Raw genomic sequence first — 13,142 nt, forward strand, 5'->3', positions numbered from 1 at the left:
GTGTCCTTGGGTCTGGTGCGGCAGCCGGCAGGCGGGTAACACCTGCTACTTACCACTGGGGGAAGCCCGCCATTATAGCCGGGCAGGCCGGTTTGCGGGAAGCGGGGCGGTTTCCCACACTCCGCGGCGCCATTGCCAAGGAATCCCCATGAGTTTCGCAACCGTCACCCTCAGCGGCAGCGCATCGGGCACCCAGGGCCGCCTGAGCACCACCGGCACCTTCACGGCAGCCATCACGGGCAACGCCGACGGCACCATCACGGGGACCTGGTCGTTCGCCGGCACCTACCGGGACTCGGACGTGTTCTATGGCACGTCGGGCTCGAAGTCGATCTCAGGCACCCTCACCGGCACGGGCGACAACGACGGCCCCTGGGCCATCACGCTGGCGGGGGGCGGCGTCCTGGGCGGCGCCCTGACCCTCGCCTTCGCCAACGGGCAGTACTCGCTGGCGGGGCACGGCGGCTACGCCGTCGACTACACGCTGCTGACCGGCTACGACGTGGAATACACCTTTCACGACGAATTCCAGTTCAACGCCGCCCTGGGCCTGGCCGGCGCGGCGCCGACCGAGGACGTCGCCTCTTTCGCCGGCGCGCGCTCGGGGTACACGGTTGCGGCCGCGGCCGGCGGCTACACGGTGAGCGGCACGGGGACAGGGACGCAAAGCGTGGGCGCCATCGAGCGCCTTCAGTTCTCCGACCTGAGCGTGAACCTGGGCATAGGCGCGGCGGCGCACGGGATCTCCGGCGCCCAGCTCGATTCGCTGGTGGAGCTGTACATCGCCTACATCGACCGCGTGCCGGACGCGGACGGCATGGCCTTCTGGATCGCGCAGCTGCAGGCCGGACGCACGCTGGACCAGATCGGGCAGTCGTTCTACGAAGCGGCGGTGCAGTTCGGCGACCTCACGGGCTACACCGCGAACATGAGCAACGGCGCCTTCGTGACGCACGTGTACCAGAACGTGCTGGGCCGCTCTTCGCCGGATGCGGAAGGCCTGGCCTTCTGGACGGCGCGGCTGGAGACGTCCGGCCGCGGCGGCATGGTGGCCGAGATGCTGGCTTCCGCTCACACGTTCAAGGGCGACGCGACCTTCGGCTTCGTCGCCGACCTGCTGGACAACAAGATCGCCGTGGGCAAGCTGTTCGCGATCTCCGACGGCCTGGTGTTCAACACCTCCGCGGCCAACATCACGCAGGGCATGGCGATCGTCGACGCGGTAACGTCCACGAGCACTGCCAACGCCGTGGCGCTGATCGGCGTGAACGACGGCTTCAGCCTCTACTGACGCTCGAGCCGGTGCTCCAGCGCGCCGGAGACCTGCGTGAGCAAGGTGGTGAGCAGCAGGTAGATGCACGCCGTGGTCGCCAACGTGGCGACCGGCTGGAAACTCACGGCCTGCACGCGGTTGCCCACGTTCGTGAGCTCCACGACGCCGATGGCGAACGCCAGCGACGAATCCTTCAGCAGGGCGACGACGTTGCTCGCCAGGGGCGGCATGGCCACGCGCGCCGCCTGCGGCAGGATGACCCAGCCCAGCACCTGCCGCGGGGCCATGCCCAGCGCAGTGGCGGCGTAGCGCTGGCCCTGCGGCACCGCGAGCAGCGCGCCGCGGATCGCCTCGGCGTTGTAGGCGCCGACGTTGACAGCCAGCGCGATCACCGCGGCGGCGAAGTCGGGCAGCACCAGCGCCGGCACGAGCACGGGCAGCGCGAAGTAGACGAAGAGGATCTGCACCAGCAGCGGCGTGCCGCGGATCAGCCAGATGTAGAAGGACGCCGCGGAACGCAGGAAGGCGTTGTTCGACGTCTTCGCCAGCGCCGCAACCAGGCCGAGGACGAGCCCGATCGCGCCGGACAGGACCGTGAGCCACAAGGTCGTGCGCGCGCCCAGGGCGAACTGCTCGGCGTTGTTGCCGATCGGTTCAGGCAGGAGGGAGAGAACGGCGCCCAGCGCCCACAGCGCGGCGACCAGCAGGAAGGCCGTCGCGGCCAGCGTGGCGTTGCTGCGCGCCTGGCGCGTCCACGACGCGGGCCACAGCGCGACGATCACTTGCAGCGCACGTCTTCGCCGAAATACTTCTTCGACAGGGCCGCGTAGGAGCCGTCGGCCATGGCCTTGGCCAGCGCATCGTTCCACGCCTGTGCGAGCGTGGTGTTGCCCTTGGCTGCCGCAGCGGCGATCTGCTCGGTGAAGAGCAGGGCACCCAGGTTCAATTTGAGCTGCGGGTTCTTGCGCGCCGACTCGATGGCGGTGAAGCGGTCGGTGACCCACGCATCCACGCGGCCGGCGGCGAGCGCGGAACGCGCGTCCGCATCCGAAGGGAAGTTGCGCACCTCCTTCGCCGTGCCGAGCTTCTGCACGTTGGACAAGTAGGTGGTGCCGGTCTGCACGCCCACTGTCTTGCCCGTGAGGTCCTTGGCCGTCTTGATCTTGGCGTCCTTCGCCACGATCATGCCGCCCGAGCAGTAGTGGGGCGCGGTGAAGGTCACGGCCTTGGCGCGCTCGTCGGTGATGCCGTGGGAGGCGATCACCAGGTCCCAGCGGTCCTGCGCCAGGCCCGTGAGCAGGGCGTCGAAGCCGACGGTCTTCCATTCGATCGCCAGCCCCATCTTCTTCGCCATGAGTTCGGCGACCTCGACCTCGAAGCCGGTGAGCTTGGCGCCGTCGAAGTAGTTGAACGGGGTGAAGGCGCCTTCGGTGGCGGCCACCAGCTTGCCGCTCTTCTTGATGGCGTCGAGGGGGCGGGCCCAGGCGCCGGTCGTGGCGACGGCAGCCGCGGCTAAGAGAAAAGTGCGACGGGTCTTCATGCGCCCGGAGTGTAGCCAGCGGGCGGCAGGGCGCGATGCGGGCTTACCCGCCGCGGCGCATCATGTCGAAGAACTCCACGTTCGACTTCGTGGCCTTCATCGACTTGAGGACCATCTCCATGGCCTCGATCTCGTCCATGTTGTACATGAACTGGCGCAGGATGCGGGTCTTCTGCAGCACCTCGGGGGCCAGCAGGAGCTCCTCGCGGCGGGTGCCGGAGCGATTGAGCTGGATCGAGGGGAAGACGCGCTTTTCGTACAGGCGCCGGTCCAGGTGCAGTTCGCAGTTGCCGGTGCCCTTGAACTCCTCGAAGATCACTTCGTCCATGCGCGAGCCGGTGTCGATCAGCGCGGTGGCGATGATGGTGAGCGAACCGCCTTCTTCGACGTTGCGCGCGGCGCCCAGGAAGCGCTTGGGGCGCTGCAGCGCGTTGGCGTCCACGCCGCCGGTGAGCACCTTGCCCGAGGAGGGCACGACGTTGTTGTAGGCGCGGGCGAGGCGGGTGATCGAGTCCAGCAGGATGACGACGTCCTGCTTGAGTTCGACGAGGCGCTTGGCGCGCTCGATGACCATCTCGGCCACGTGCACGTGGCGCGCGGCGGGCTCGTCGAAGGTGGAGGCGATGACCTCGCCCTTCACCGAGCGCTGCATGTCGGTCACTTCCTCGGGACGCTCGTCCACCAGCAGCACCATCATGTAGCTGTCCGGGTAGTTGGCGGCGATGGCGTGCGCGATGTGCTGCATCATCACTGTCTTGCCGCTCTTGGGCGGCGCGACGATCAGCGCGCGCTGGCCCTTGCCGATGGGCGCGATGATGTCGATGATGCGGGCCGTGAGGTTCTCCTCGGCCTTGAGGTTGTCGCGCTCCAGCCGCATCTGCTCCTTCGGGAACAGCGGCGTCAGGTTCTCGAACATCACCTTGTGCTTGTTGTCCTCGGGCGCGCGGCCGTTGACCTTGTCCAGCTTGGTGAGGGCGAAGTAGCGCTCGCCGTCCTTGGGCGTGCGGACCTCGCCCTCGATCATGTCGCCGGTGTGCAGGTTGAAGCGGCGCACCTGCGAGGGCGAGATGTAGATGTCGTCCGTGCTCGCGGTGTAGCTCGTGTCCGGGCTGCGCAGGAAGCCGAAGCCGTCGGGCAGGATTTCCAGCACGCCGTCCGCGAAGACCTGCTCGCCGGCACGCGCGCGCTTCTTGATGATCGCGAACATCAGCTCCTGCTTGCGCATGCGGCCGGTGTTCTCGATCTCGAGCTCCTCCGCTTGCTTCAGGACTTCGGAGACGTGCAGTGCCTTGAGTTCGTTCAGGTGCATGAGGGACTCCGCGTCGGAGTTTCTTGTTGGAATGTCTGGGGGAGGGGAGCCGGAGCGAGGCGGGGTGCCTCGGGGCGGTCGACGGGGCCGGCTGGCTCGTGGCTTCCGGCGCTGTCGGGCAAATTATAGACAAACAAATGGGGCCGTGAAGGCCCCATCTTTCATGGCGTTAGCTTGCTAACGTTTTAGCTCAGCTGCTGGTCCAGGAAGGCCGTGAGCTGCGCCTTGCTCATCGCGCCCACCTTGGTGGCGGCGAGCTCGCCATTCTTGAACAGCATCAGCGTCGGGATGCCGCGGATGCCGAACTTGGCGGGGATCTCGCGGTTCTCGTCGACGTTCATCTTGGCCACCTGCAGCTTGTCGCCGTAGGTGCCGGCCACTTCGTCGAGGATCGGCGCGATCATCTTGCAGGGGCCGCACCACTCGGCCCAGTAGTCCACCAGGACCGGCTTGCCGGCGTTCAGGACGTCGGATTCGAAGGTGGCGTCGGAGACATGCTTGATCAGGTCGCTGGCCATGGAATCTTTCCTTTTGGGTGCTGCGGGTAGCCGCTACAGTCGGGTCATTGTGTCAGAAACCAAGTCCCCCCAAGGCGTGAGGGTGCAGTCGGCCCCGCTATGGATGCGATAGCGGAAACCCATCACGCCGGCAGCCCCCTGGCCGGCCTGATGAGCCGTGTGGGCGAGCTCATCGAGCGCCATGGCGCGCACCCGGCGCGCACCGTCGTGCTGCTGCCTTTCGTGCACCTCCTGCAGCCGGCCCGCGAGGCCTGGGCCCGCGTTTCGCCCCTGGGCTTCATGCCCCGCTTCGAAACCACCGCAACCTGGAGCGCCGGCGCCGCGTTCGAGCCCGGCGTCGACGACTTTTGCGGCGAACTTGCGCGCGACCTGCTCGCGGCGCGTTCGCTGCTGGAGCGCGCGGGGCTGGGCGCGCAGGCCGACCTGCTCGCGCCGCGGCTGGCCGAAGCGGCGGGGCAACTGGCCCCGGTCGCGGCCGCGATCGAGCCCGCGGCGCGAGGAGCGTGGGCGGCGCGCGCGCGCCATTCGCTGGCTGCCGCGTTCGATGCGCCCGTGCTCGCGCACGAGGCGGCCGTGGCGAGCATCGCGGTGGAGTGGGTCGCGGCCTCGTCCTTCGCCACCGACTCCTTGCTCGTGCCATCGGCGGGCACCGAGCTGATCGTGGTCGCGCAAGGACTGCGTGACGAACCCTTGCCGCTCGCACTCGCGCGCGCCCACGGCGACAAGGCGCATGTCGTGAGGCTGCAGGCGGACGGTGCCATGGGCGCCATCACCTTGCACGAAGCGGGCGATCCGGCGGACGAGGCCGAGCGCGCCGCCGCCTGCGTCCTGCAGCACGTCCGCGAAGGCCGCGTCCCGGTGGCGCTCGCCGCGGTCGACCGCCAGCTCACGCGCCGCATCCGTGCCCTGCTCGAACAGGGCCACGCCACCCTCCGCGACGAGACGGGGTGGAAGCTGTCCACCACGCGTGCCGGCGCGCACGCGATGCTCGCGTTGCGCACGGCGCTCCACGCCGCGAGTTCCGACGCGGTGATCGACTGGCTCAAGAACTCACCCGTGCACGCCCCGGCTTCGGTGCTGGCGCTGGAGCGCCGCGTGCGCCGCAACGGCACGCGCGAATGGCGGCACGTGCTGGCCTCGGACCTCGGCGACGGGCAACAGGTCGTCTTCGACTTCGTCCAGGCCGCGCGTGAGGCGATGCAGGAAGCGCGGCCGCTGCCGCAATGGCTCGCGCAGTGGCGATCGGTTCTCCAGGGCAGCGGCCAGTGGCGCGCGCTCGAGGGCGATGCGGCCGGCCAGCAGGTGATCGCGGCGCTGCGCCTTGCGGAGTCGGACCGCGCCGAGCTCGACGCGTTCCCGCCCGCGCGCCGCCGGATGGGCCTTGCCGAATTCGTCGCATGGGCCAACGACATCCTGGAGGCGGAGAATTTCCGCCCGCCCGGGGCTGCCGATGCGCAGGTGGTGATCCTGCCCTTCCACCAGCTGCTGGGCCGGCCTTTCGCGGCGCTGGTGGTGCCCGGCTGCGACGAGGCGCGCTTGCCCGCGTCGCCCGACCCCGCAGGGGTCTGGACACCCGCGCAGCGCGAGGCGCTCGGGCTCCCGACACGGCAGGCGCTGGAGCGCGAAACGCGCGAGGCCTGGCGCCAGGCGCTGCAGGCGCCGCACGGCGACATCCTGTGGCGGTGCGCCGACGAGAGCGGCGAAGCCGTGCTGCCGGCAACGCTGGTCCAGGAGCTCGTGCTGGCGCGTGCCGCGGCCCAGGGCTCCGACCCGCGCACGCAGCGGGAAGTCGCCGTGCAGCCCACCTCGCGCCCGGTTCCGGCGGCGCACGCGCTGCCCCTGGCGTCGCTTTCCGCCAGCGCCTACGAGGACCTGCGCAAGTGCCCCTACCGCTTCTTCGCGCTGCGGCAACTCGCGCTGCGCGAGCCCGACGAGATCGACGTCGACGTGGACAAGCGCGACTTCGGCAACTGGCTGCACCGCGTGCTCAACGCGTTCCACGAACGCCTCGCACGCGACGCCTCGGCGCCGCGGCGCGAGCTGCTCGACGAAGCGGCGGAGCAGGTCATGCGCGAGATGCGCCTGGACGAAGGCGAGTTCCTGCCCTTCCGCGCCGCGTGGGCGCAGGCGCGCGAAGGCTACCTGGCGTGGCTGGCGAAACACGAGGCGAAGGAGGGAGCGACCTTCCAGGCGGCGGAGAGCCAGCACACGCTGGAACACGCAGGCGTGCAGCTCCTGGGCCGCGTCGACCGCATCGACACCTTGCGTGCGGGCGGCCGGATGGTGATGGACTACAAGACCGAGAGCCTCGCGACCAGCCAGGCCCGCGTGAAGCAGCCGGGCGAGGACACGCAGCTCGCCTTCTACGCCGCGCTGCTGGGCGATGAAGACCTGCGCGCGGCCTACGTCAACATCGGCGAGCGCGGCGAAACGAAAACCGTCGAGCAGGGGGAGGTCGCCGCGGCGCGCGACATGCTGCTGGCCGGCATCGCCGCCGACTTCCGCCGCATCGGCCAGGGCGCCCCCCTGCCGGCGCTGGGCGAGGGCAAGGCCTGCGACTGGTGCGGCGCGCGCGGCCTGTGCCGCAAGGACTTCTGGCCGTGAGCGCGCGCGGCACGCCGCTCGCGTACGAGCACAACCGGCAGCGCGTCAGCCGCGAGCGCTTCTACGAGATCGCCTGCGACCCGCGGCGCAGCGTCGCGGTGGAAGCCTGCGCCGGCGCCGGCAAGACCTGGATGCTCGTCTCGCGCATGTTGCGCGCCTTGCTGGACGGGGCGCAGCCGCACGAGATCCTCGCCATCACGTTCACCAAGAAGGCGGCCGGCGAGATGCGCGACCGCCTGCACGAGTGGCTGGCGGATTTCAGCAACTGCCCCGACGACAAGCTGCGCGAGGCGCTGGTCCTGCGCGGCGTCGCCCATCCGGACGATGTGCAGGTGGCGGCGCTGCGCGGCCTGCAGGCGCGCGTGCTTGCGGGCGGGCGGCCCGTGCAGGTGCGGACCTTCCACAGCTGGTTCGCCGCGCTGCTGCGCAATGCGCCGCTCGCGGTCCTCGAAGAGCTGCGCCTGCCCGCCAACTACGAGCTGCTGGAGCGCGACCAGGACGCGATCGAACTCGTGTGGCGGCGCTTCTACACGGCGGTCGCGCGCGACGAGGCGGCGCGCGCCGACTACGAGGCGTCGGTCGCGGCGTACGGGCGTTCGCAGACGCAGAACGCGCTGAAGGCGGCCATCCAGAAGCGCACGGAATTCGCGCTGGCCGACGAGAGAGGTGTGCCCGAAGCCTCGGTCAAGCCCTTCGGCGAGCAGTTCCCAGCATTCGCCGGGATGCCGGCGCCGGAGGCCATGCTCGACGGGGACGTCGCCGCCGGCCGCTGGGCGGCGCACGCGCGTGCCCTCGCCGTGGAGAAGAACAAGACACCGCGCACGGCTGCCGACGCCATCGCCACGGCCTTCTTCGCGGACGACCTCGACCAGCGGTTCCGCGTGCTGCGCAAGGCGTTCTTTACCGCCGACGAGGACCGCCTCACGCACCACCTGTCCGGTTTTGCGGCAGCGCAGGAGGCCGAACGCGAACTGCAGGCGATCTGCGAGGCGCGGCGCCAGCACGAAGCGTGGTTGCACCAGCAGCGCCTGACCAGGCTCGCGCGCATCGCGCTCGAGCAGTACGCGCAGCTCAAGCGCGAACGCGGCTGGATCGACATGAACGACGTCGAGCGGGCCGCCCTGTCGATGCTGGCCGACCCCGTGCTCTCGGGCTGGGTGCAGGAAAGGCTCGATGCGCGCACGCGCCATTTGCTGATCGACGAATTCCAGGACACGAACCCGCTGCAATGGCAGGCGCTGCATTCGTGGCTGCAGTCGTACGGGGGCGCGGGCTCCGGCCCCAGCGTGTTCCTCGTCGGCGACCCCAAGCAGAGCATCTACCGCTTCCGGCGCGCGGAGCCGCAGGTGTTCCGCGCGGCGCAGGGGTTCATCGAGGAAATCGGCGGCGACGTGCTCAGCTGCGACCACACGCACCGCAATTCGCCCGACGTCCTCGCGGCGGTGAACAGCGCGATGTCCGCGGCGCAGGACGCGCACCAATACGACAGCTTCCGCGCGCACACGACCGAATCGCGTGAGCGCGGCTTCGTCTCGCGCCTGCCGTACGTGGGCCGCGGCGCCCTGGTGCGGCCGGAAGCGGCTGGCGGCGCCGCATGGCGCGACAGCCTGGTGACGCCGCGCGAGCTGCCGGAAGAAAAGCTGGTCGCGCTCGAGAGCCGGCAGGCCGCGGCGTGGATCGCCGCACGCATTGCCGCGGGCGTGCCACCCGGCCAGATCATGGTGCTGGCGCGCAAGCGCGACCGGTTGACGGTGATGGAGGCGGAACTGCGCGCCTTGCACGTGCCGGCCCTGCAGCCCGAGCGCACGGATCTGTGCGATGCCCCCGAGGTGCAGGACGTGGTCGCGTTGCTGGACGTGCTGGTCTCGACGGGCCACGACCTGTCGCTGGCGCGCGTGCTCAAGTCGCCGCTGTTCGGGCTCGGCGACGACGCGCTTGTCACGATCGCGCTGGCCGCGCGCGCGCAGCCGCTGCTGTCGTGGTTCGAGCTGGTCCAGCAAGAGGCGATGCCGGCGCCCGTCCGCGATGCGGGCCGCCGCCTCGCTGCGTGGAAAGTGCGCGTGGACGCGCTGCCCCCGCACGATGCCCTCGCGGCGATCTTCGCCGAGGGCGACGTGCTGGCGCGCTTCGGCGCCGCCTCGCCGGTGGCTCTGCGCCCGCTGGTGCTCGCGCGGTTGCGCGCCCTGCTGGGCGCCGCGCTGGCGTGGAACGGCGGGCGCTACCCGACGCCCTATGCCTTCGTCCGCGCGCTCAAGGCAGGCGGGCTCGAGGCGCCCGCGATGCAGGCCGGCGATGCCGTCAGCCTGCTCACGGTGCACGGCGCGAAGGGCCTGGAAGCCGATGTCGTGGTAATGCTGGACACCGATGCGCGGCCGCAGCAGCCCGAGAGCATGGGCGTCGTCGTCGAATGGCCGGGTGAAGCGCCGGCGCCTTGGCGCTTTTCGTTCATCGCCAGCGAATCGAAGCCGCCGCCGTGCCATGTGGAAGCACTGGGCATCGAGCTGGGCCTGCGCCAGCGCGAAGACCTCAACATGCTGTACGTCGCGATGACGCGTGCGCGGCGCGAACTGGTGGTGTCCGCGGCCGAGCCCACCAGCGTGAACGCCGGCAGCTGGTGGCGGCGGCTGGAAGGGCTGGCCACCGAGGTCGAAGTGCCGGTGGGCGCACCGCTCGCAACGACGGGATCGCACGAGCATTTCGTGCTGCCGCAGATCGCCGCTTTGCCCGAGCGAACGGAAACACTCGCCCCGGCGGCGCGGGATTCGCTCGAGTCGCGGATGGGGCAGGCGATGCACCGCCTGCTGGAGACGGCCGGCGCCGGCGCTGCGACGCCGGCGCAGCTGCGGCGCATCGCACGCCAGTTCGCGCTGGAGCGCGCGCAGGCCGAGCAGGCGGCGCGCATGGCCGAACGCATCGTGCGTGGCGAAGGGGGTTGGGCCTGGGATTCGTCCGTCGTGGAGTGGCATGCCGACGAAGTGCCCTTGCACCACGCGGGGGAACTGCTGCGCATCGACCGGCTCGTGCGGCGCGCCGGCGAATGGTGGGTGCTCGACTACAAGAGTGCCGCGCGTCCCGAGGACGACGCGGCCAAGCTCGCGCAGATGCAGCGTTACCGCGCCGCGCTGCAGGCGATCCATCCGGGGGAAACGGTGCGCGCGGCCTTCCTCACCGCACAGGGCAAGCTGGTGCTCGTGCCCTGATCAGAACTGGTTGCGGTAGTAGAACATCGGCCCGCCGTTCTTGCGCTTGACGGCCAGGCGCGCCCCGCCTTCGAGCTGCAGGCCGACGAAGCCGCGGTCGGCGACGAAGCCCTTGCGCGTGCTGGTCGAACCGAAGCCCATCTCCACGCGCGCGCCGTAGGTCGGGTCGCGGCTTTCGATCAGGCTGATGGCGTCGGCATTGGGCATGCGGCGGTAGGCCGTGACGTCGAAGCGGTAGTTGCTGTCGAACGTGTAGCGCCAGTGCACGCCCAGGTCCACCGAGCGCGCGGGCGCCAGCGTGGCGATCGTGCCGGGCTGCGCGCCGGTGGCGTTGTTCATGCCCAGGGCCAGGCCCAGGCCGCTTTGCTTGGCCGACATCAGCCGCATGTCGATGCGGGCCGTCTGCGTGTTGGCGTCGACGTTGTCGAAGCGGGGCAGGGTGGAGGCCGAGACTTCGAGCTGCGGGCGCGGCAGGTCGGCGGCCGCCACCAGCACGGCTTCGCCCGCGCTTTCGGCGCGGTCCGAACGTGCCGCGGATGCGTTGGCACTCGCCAGGAGCATGGCGATCGTTGCCAGGGGCACCGCAATGGCGGAACCCGTGGGGAAATGCGCAAGGATCGCAAACATGATGGAACCTCCCGGACTGCTGCCGCAAGCGTAGGAGGAGTCAAACGCTCAGCTTGTCGGACGCTGGCGGGACGCACGGTCGGCTAGGGCGCGCAGGGCCTGCGGGACGCCGCACGGGGCGGACTAGTCCGAACGGGACAGGAGGAGGGAAAAGAGGGGAAGTGACGAGCCTTACCCCCGGCACTGGGTCCACAGTTAGGGCTGCTTGGTTCCCCACCTGACCCGGTTGGCCGCTTCCCCATGCGGGGAGGCCCGTCACTGGCGATTGTACGGGTGCGCGCACGGCGGACGGGCGCGATGCGGCACGTAGAATGCGCGCGATGTCGTACGTCGTGCTCGCCCGCAAGTACCGGCCGCGGACCTTCCCGGAGATGGTCGGCCAGGAGCACGTGGTGCAGGCCCTGACGAACGCGCTCAGCAGCCAGAGGCTGCACCATGCGTACCTGTTCACGGGCACGCGCGGCATCGGCAAGACCACCGTCTCGCGCATCCTCGCCAAGTCGCTCAACTGCGTCGGGCCCGACGGCAACGGCGGCATCACCGCCTCGCCCTGCGGCGTGTGCCAGCCCTGCCTGGACATCGACGCCGGGCGCTTCGTCGACTACACCGAGCTGGACGCCGCCTCCAACCGCGGCGTTGACGAGGTGCAGGCGCTGCTCGAGCAGGCCGTGTACAAGCCGGTGCAGGGGCGCTTCAAGGTCTTCATGATCGACGAAGTGCACATGCTCACGGGCCACGCGTTCAACGCGATGCTCAAGACGCTGGAAGAGCCGCCCGAATACCTCAAGTTCGTGCTGGCGACGACCGACCCGCAGAAGGTGCCCGTCACCGTGCTGTCGCGTTGCCTCCAGTTCAACCTGCGGCCCATGGCGCCCGAGACCGTGCACGTGCACCTCGACCGGGTGCTGCAGGCCGAAGGCGTGCCGGCCGATGCGCACGCCTTGCGCCTGCTCGCGCGTGCGGCGCGCGGCTCGATGCGCGATGCGCTGTCGCTCACCGACCAGGCCATCGCCTACGGCAGCGGCAAGATCGAAGAGGCCGGCGTGCGCCAGATGCTGGGCAGCGTCGACCGCAGCCACGTGTTCAAGCTGGTGAAGGCGCTGGCCGAAGGCGACGGCAAGACCGTGGTGGACATCTCCGACCAGCTGCGCGAACACGGGTGGTCCGCGGGCTCGACCCTGGAAGAGATGTGCGCGGTGCTGCAGCGCATGGCCGTGATCCAGGCCGTGCCCGGCTCCGCCGACGACGGCGACGAGGAAACGGCGCAGATCGCGCGCCTGGCGGCGGCCATGCCCCCCGACGAGACGCAGCTGCTCTACAGCATGTGCCTCAACGGCCGGGCGGAACTGGGCCTGGCGGCGGACGAATACGCGGCCCTCACGATGGTCCTGCTGCGGCTGCTGGCGTTCAAGCCTGCGCAAAAAAAAACTCTGAATGACGCCGCGCCGCGCGCGGCCGTGGCGCCCGCCCGCGCGTCGGCGCCTGCGATGACCACCTCAGCCGTCGCCGCACCGCCCGGGCGCGTGCTGCCCGTCGTCGAACCGAAGCCGCAGCGCGTGCAGCCGACGGCGCGGCCCGTGCCGCCGGGCGGGCGGACGGGTTCGGACGTGATGGGCGTGCCGGTGCGCGTGCAGGCCGAGCCCACGCGCGAGACACCGGCCCCCGCCACCGCCTACACGCCCACGCCCGAAGGCGATTTCTGGCACGGCCTGGTGCAGGAGCTCATCGCGCGCGAAGCCGTGACGGCGCTGGTGCGCGAGCTCGCGCTGCAGTCGCAGCTGGTCGCGCGCGACGAGGGCCACTGGATGCTGCGCGTGGAGCGCGAGTCGCTCAACCAGGGCGCCAGCCGCGAGCGGCTGCAGGCGGCGCTGAAGGCGGCCGGCCACGACGTCCGCCTGGGCGTCGAAGTCGGAGCCGTGACCGACAGCCCCGCGCGGCGCAACAACGCCGCGGCCGCCGCGCGCCAGAAGGCGGCGGAAGACATCATCCTGAACGATCCCTTCGTTCAGGACCTGATGCGCGACTTCGGCGCGAGAATCGTGCCGGGCAGCATCAAGCCCCACTGACGGAA

The 13,142-nt window shown here is 70.3% G+C and carries 9 protein-coding genes and 1 other RNA gene; 4 read left to right on the plus strand and 6 right to left on the minus strand.

Translation table 11 applies throughout. From position 1 onward, the window contains the following. The first annotated feature begins 148 nt into the window (after positions 1 to 148). On the plus strand, positions 149 to 1,291 hold the full coding sequence (locus tag WG903_RS12010) for a DUF4214 domain-containing protein (RefSeq protein WP_340075593.1): 1,143 nt from the start codon (positions 149 to 151) through the stop codon (positions 1,289 to 1,291). Here WG903_RS12010 and WG903_RS12015 read toward each other — a convergent pair. From WG903_RS12015 to trxA, 4 genes are all read right to left on the minus strand, one after another. Continuing rightward, entirely contained in the window at positions 1,285 to 2,055 is a 771-nt protein-coding gene (locus WG903_RS12015) for an amino acid ABC transporter permease (RefSeq protein WP_340075595.1), read from the minus strand. The two genes, WG903_RS12010 and WG903_RS12015, sit on opposite strands and share 7 nt — an antisense overlap. Continuing rightward, positions 2,052 to 2,813: an ABC transporter substrate-binding protein gene (locus WG903_RS12020; RefSeq protein WP_340075597.1), complete on the minus strand. Its 762-nt coding sequence runs from the start codon at positions 2,811 to 2,813 to the stop codon at positions 2,052 to 2,054. The genes WG903_RS12015 and WG903_RS12020 overlap by 4 nt, the downstream gene beginning before the upstream one ends. 43 nt (positions 2,814 to 2,856) lie before the next feature. Next, positions 2,857 to 4,122 carry a transcription termination factor Rho gene (gene rho / locus WG903_RS12025; RefSeq protein ID WP_340075599.1) on the minus strand — a complete coding sequence of 422 codons (1,266 nt, stop codon included), beginning with the start codon at positions 4,120 to 4,122 and terminating at the stop codon, positions 2,857 to 2,859. 185 nt (positions 4,123 to 4,307) lie between these two features. Then, positions 4,308 to 4,640, minus strand: a complete 333-nt coding sequence (gene trxA, locus WG903_RS12030) for a thioredoxin TrxA (protein WP_340075601.1) — start codon at positions 4,638 to 4,640, stop codon at positions 4,308 to 4,310. 99 nt (positions 4,641 to 4,739) lie between these two features. Between trxA and WG903_RS12035 the strand changes: the two genes are divergently transcribed. Further along, positions 4,740 to 7,244, plus strand: coding sequence for a PD-(D/E)XK nuclease family protein (locus WG903_RS12035; protein ID WP_340075603.1), 2,505 nt, complete (start codon positions 4,740 to 4,742; stop codon positions 7,242 to 7,244). Next, positions 7,241 to 10,444 carry a UvrD-helicase domain-containing protein gene (locus tag WG903_RS12040; RefSeq protein WP_340075605.1) on the plus strand — a complete coding sequence of 1,068 codons (3,204 nt, stop codon included), beginning with the start codon at positions 7,241 to 7,243 and terminating at the stop codon, positions 10,442 to 10,444. The genes WG903_RS12035 and WG903_RS12040 overlap by 4 nt, the downstream gene beginning before the upstream one ends. Here WG903_RS12040 and WG903_RS12045 read toward each other — a convergent pair whose 3' ends face one another. Both WG903_RS12045 and ffs read right to left on the minus strand, forming a co-directional pair. Then, a complete protein-coding gene (locus WG903_RS12045; protein ID WP_340075607.1) occupies positions 10,445 to 11,071 on the minus strand; it encodes a hypothetical protein in 627 nt (208 codons plus the stop codon). Between the two features lie 160 nt (positions 11,072 to 11,231). Beyond that, positions 11,232 to 11,328, minus strand: an RNA gene (gene ffs / locus WG903_RS12050) — signal recognition particle sRNA small type. Between the two features lie 63 nt (positions 11,329 to 11,391). Here ffs and dnaX point away from each other — a divergent pair. Continuing rightward, positions 11,392 to 13,137 (plus strand): DNA polymerase III subunit gamma/tau, encoded by a 1,746-nt coding sequence (gene dnaX / locus WG903_RS12055; RefSeq protein ID WP_340075609.1) that lies wholly within the window; start codon positions 11,392 to 11,394, stop codon positions 13,135 to 13,137. Positions 13,138 to 13,142 lie beyond the last annotated feature (5 nt).

It is taken from the genome of Ramlibacter sp. PS4R-6, assembly GCF_037572775.1.
In the GTDB taxonomy this organism is placed as follows: domain Bacteria; phylum Pseudomonadota; class Gammaproteobacteria; order Burkholderiales; family Burkholderiaceae_C; genus Ramlibacter.

What these genes read in the sequence shown, in the direction of transcription:
- WG903_RS12010 (WP_340075593.1), top strand. Translation starts at nt 149, where the DNA reads ATGAGTTTCGCAACCGTCACCCTCAGCGGCAGCGCATCGGGCACCCAG.
- WG903_RS12020 (WP_340075597.1), bottom strand. Translation starts at nt 2,813, where the DNA reads ATGAAGACCCGTCGCACTTTTCTCTTAGCCGCGGCTGCCGTCGCCACG.
- rho (WP_340075599.1), bottom strand. Translation starts at nt 4,122, where the DNA reads ATGCACCTGAACGAACTCAAGGCACTGCACGTCTCCGAAGTCCTGAAG.
- trxA (WP_340075601.1), bottom strand. Translation starts at nt 4,640, where the DNA reads ATGGCCAGCGACCTGATCAAGCATGTCTCCGACGCCACCTTCGAATCC.
- WG903_RS12035 (WP_340075603.1), top strand. Translation starts at nt 4,740, where the DNA reads ATGGATGCGATAGCGGAAACCCATCACGCCGGCAGCCCCCTGGCCGGC.
- WG903_RS12045 (WP_340075607.1), bottom strand. Translation starts at nt 11,071, where the DNA reads ATGTTTGCGATCCTTGCGCATTTCCCCACGGGTTCCGCCATTGCGGTG.
- dnaX (WP_340075609.1), top strand. Translation starts at nt 11,392, where the DNA reads ATGTCGTACGTCGTGCTCGCCCGCAAGTACCGGCCGCGGACCTTCCCG.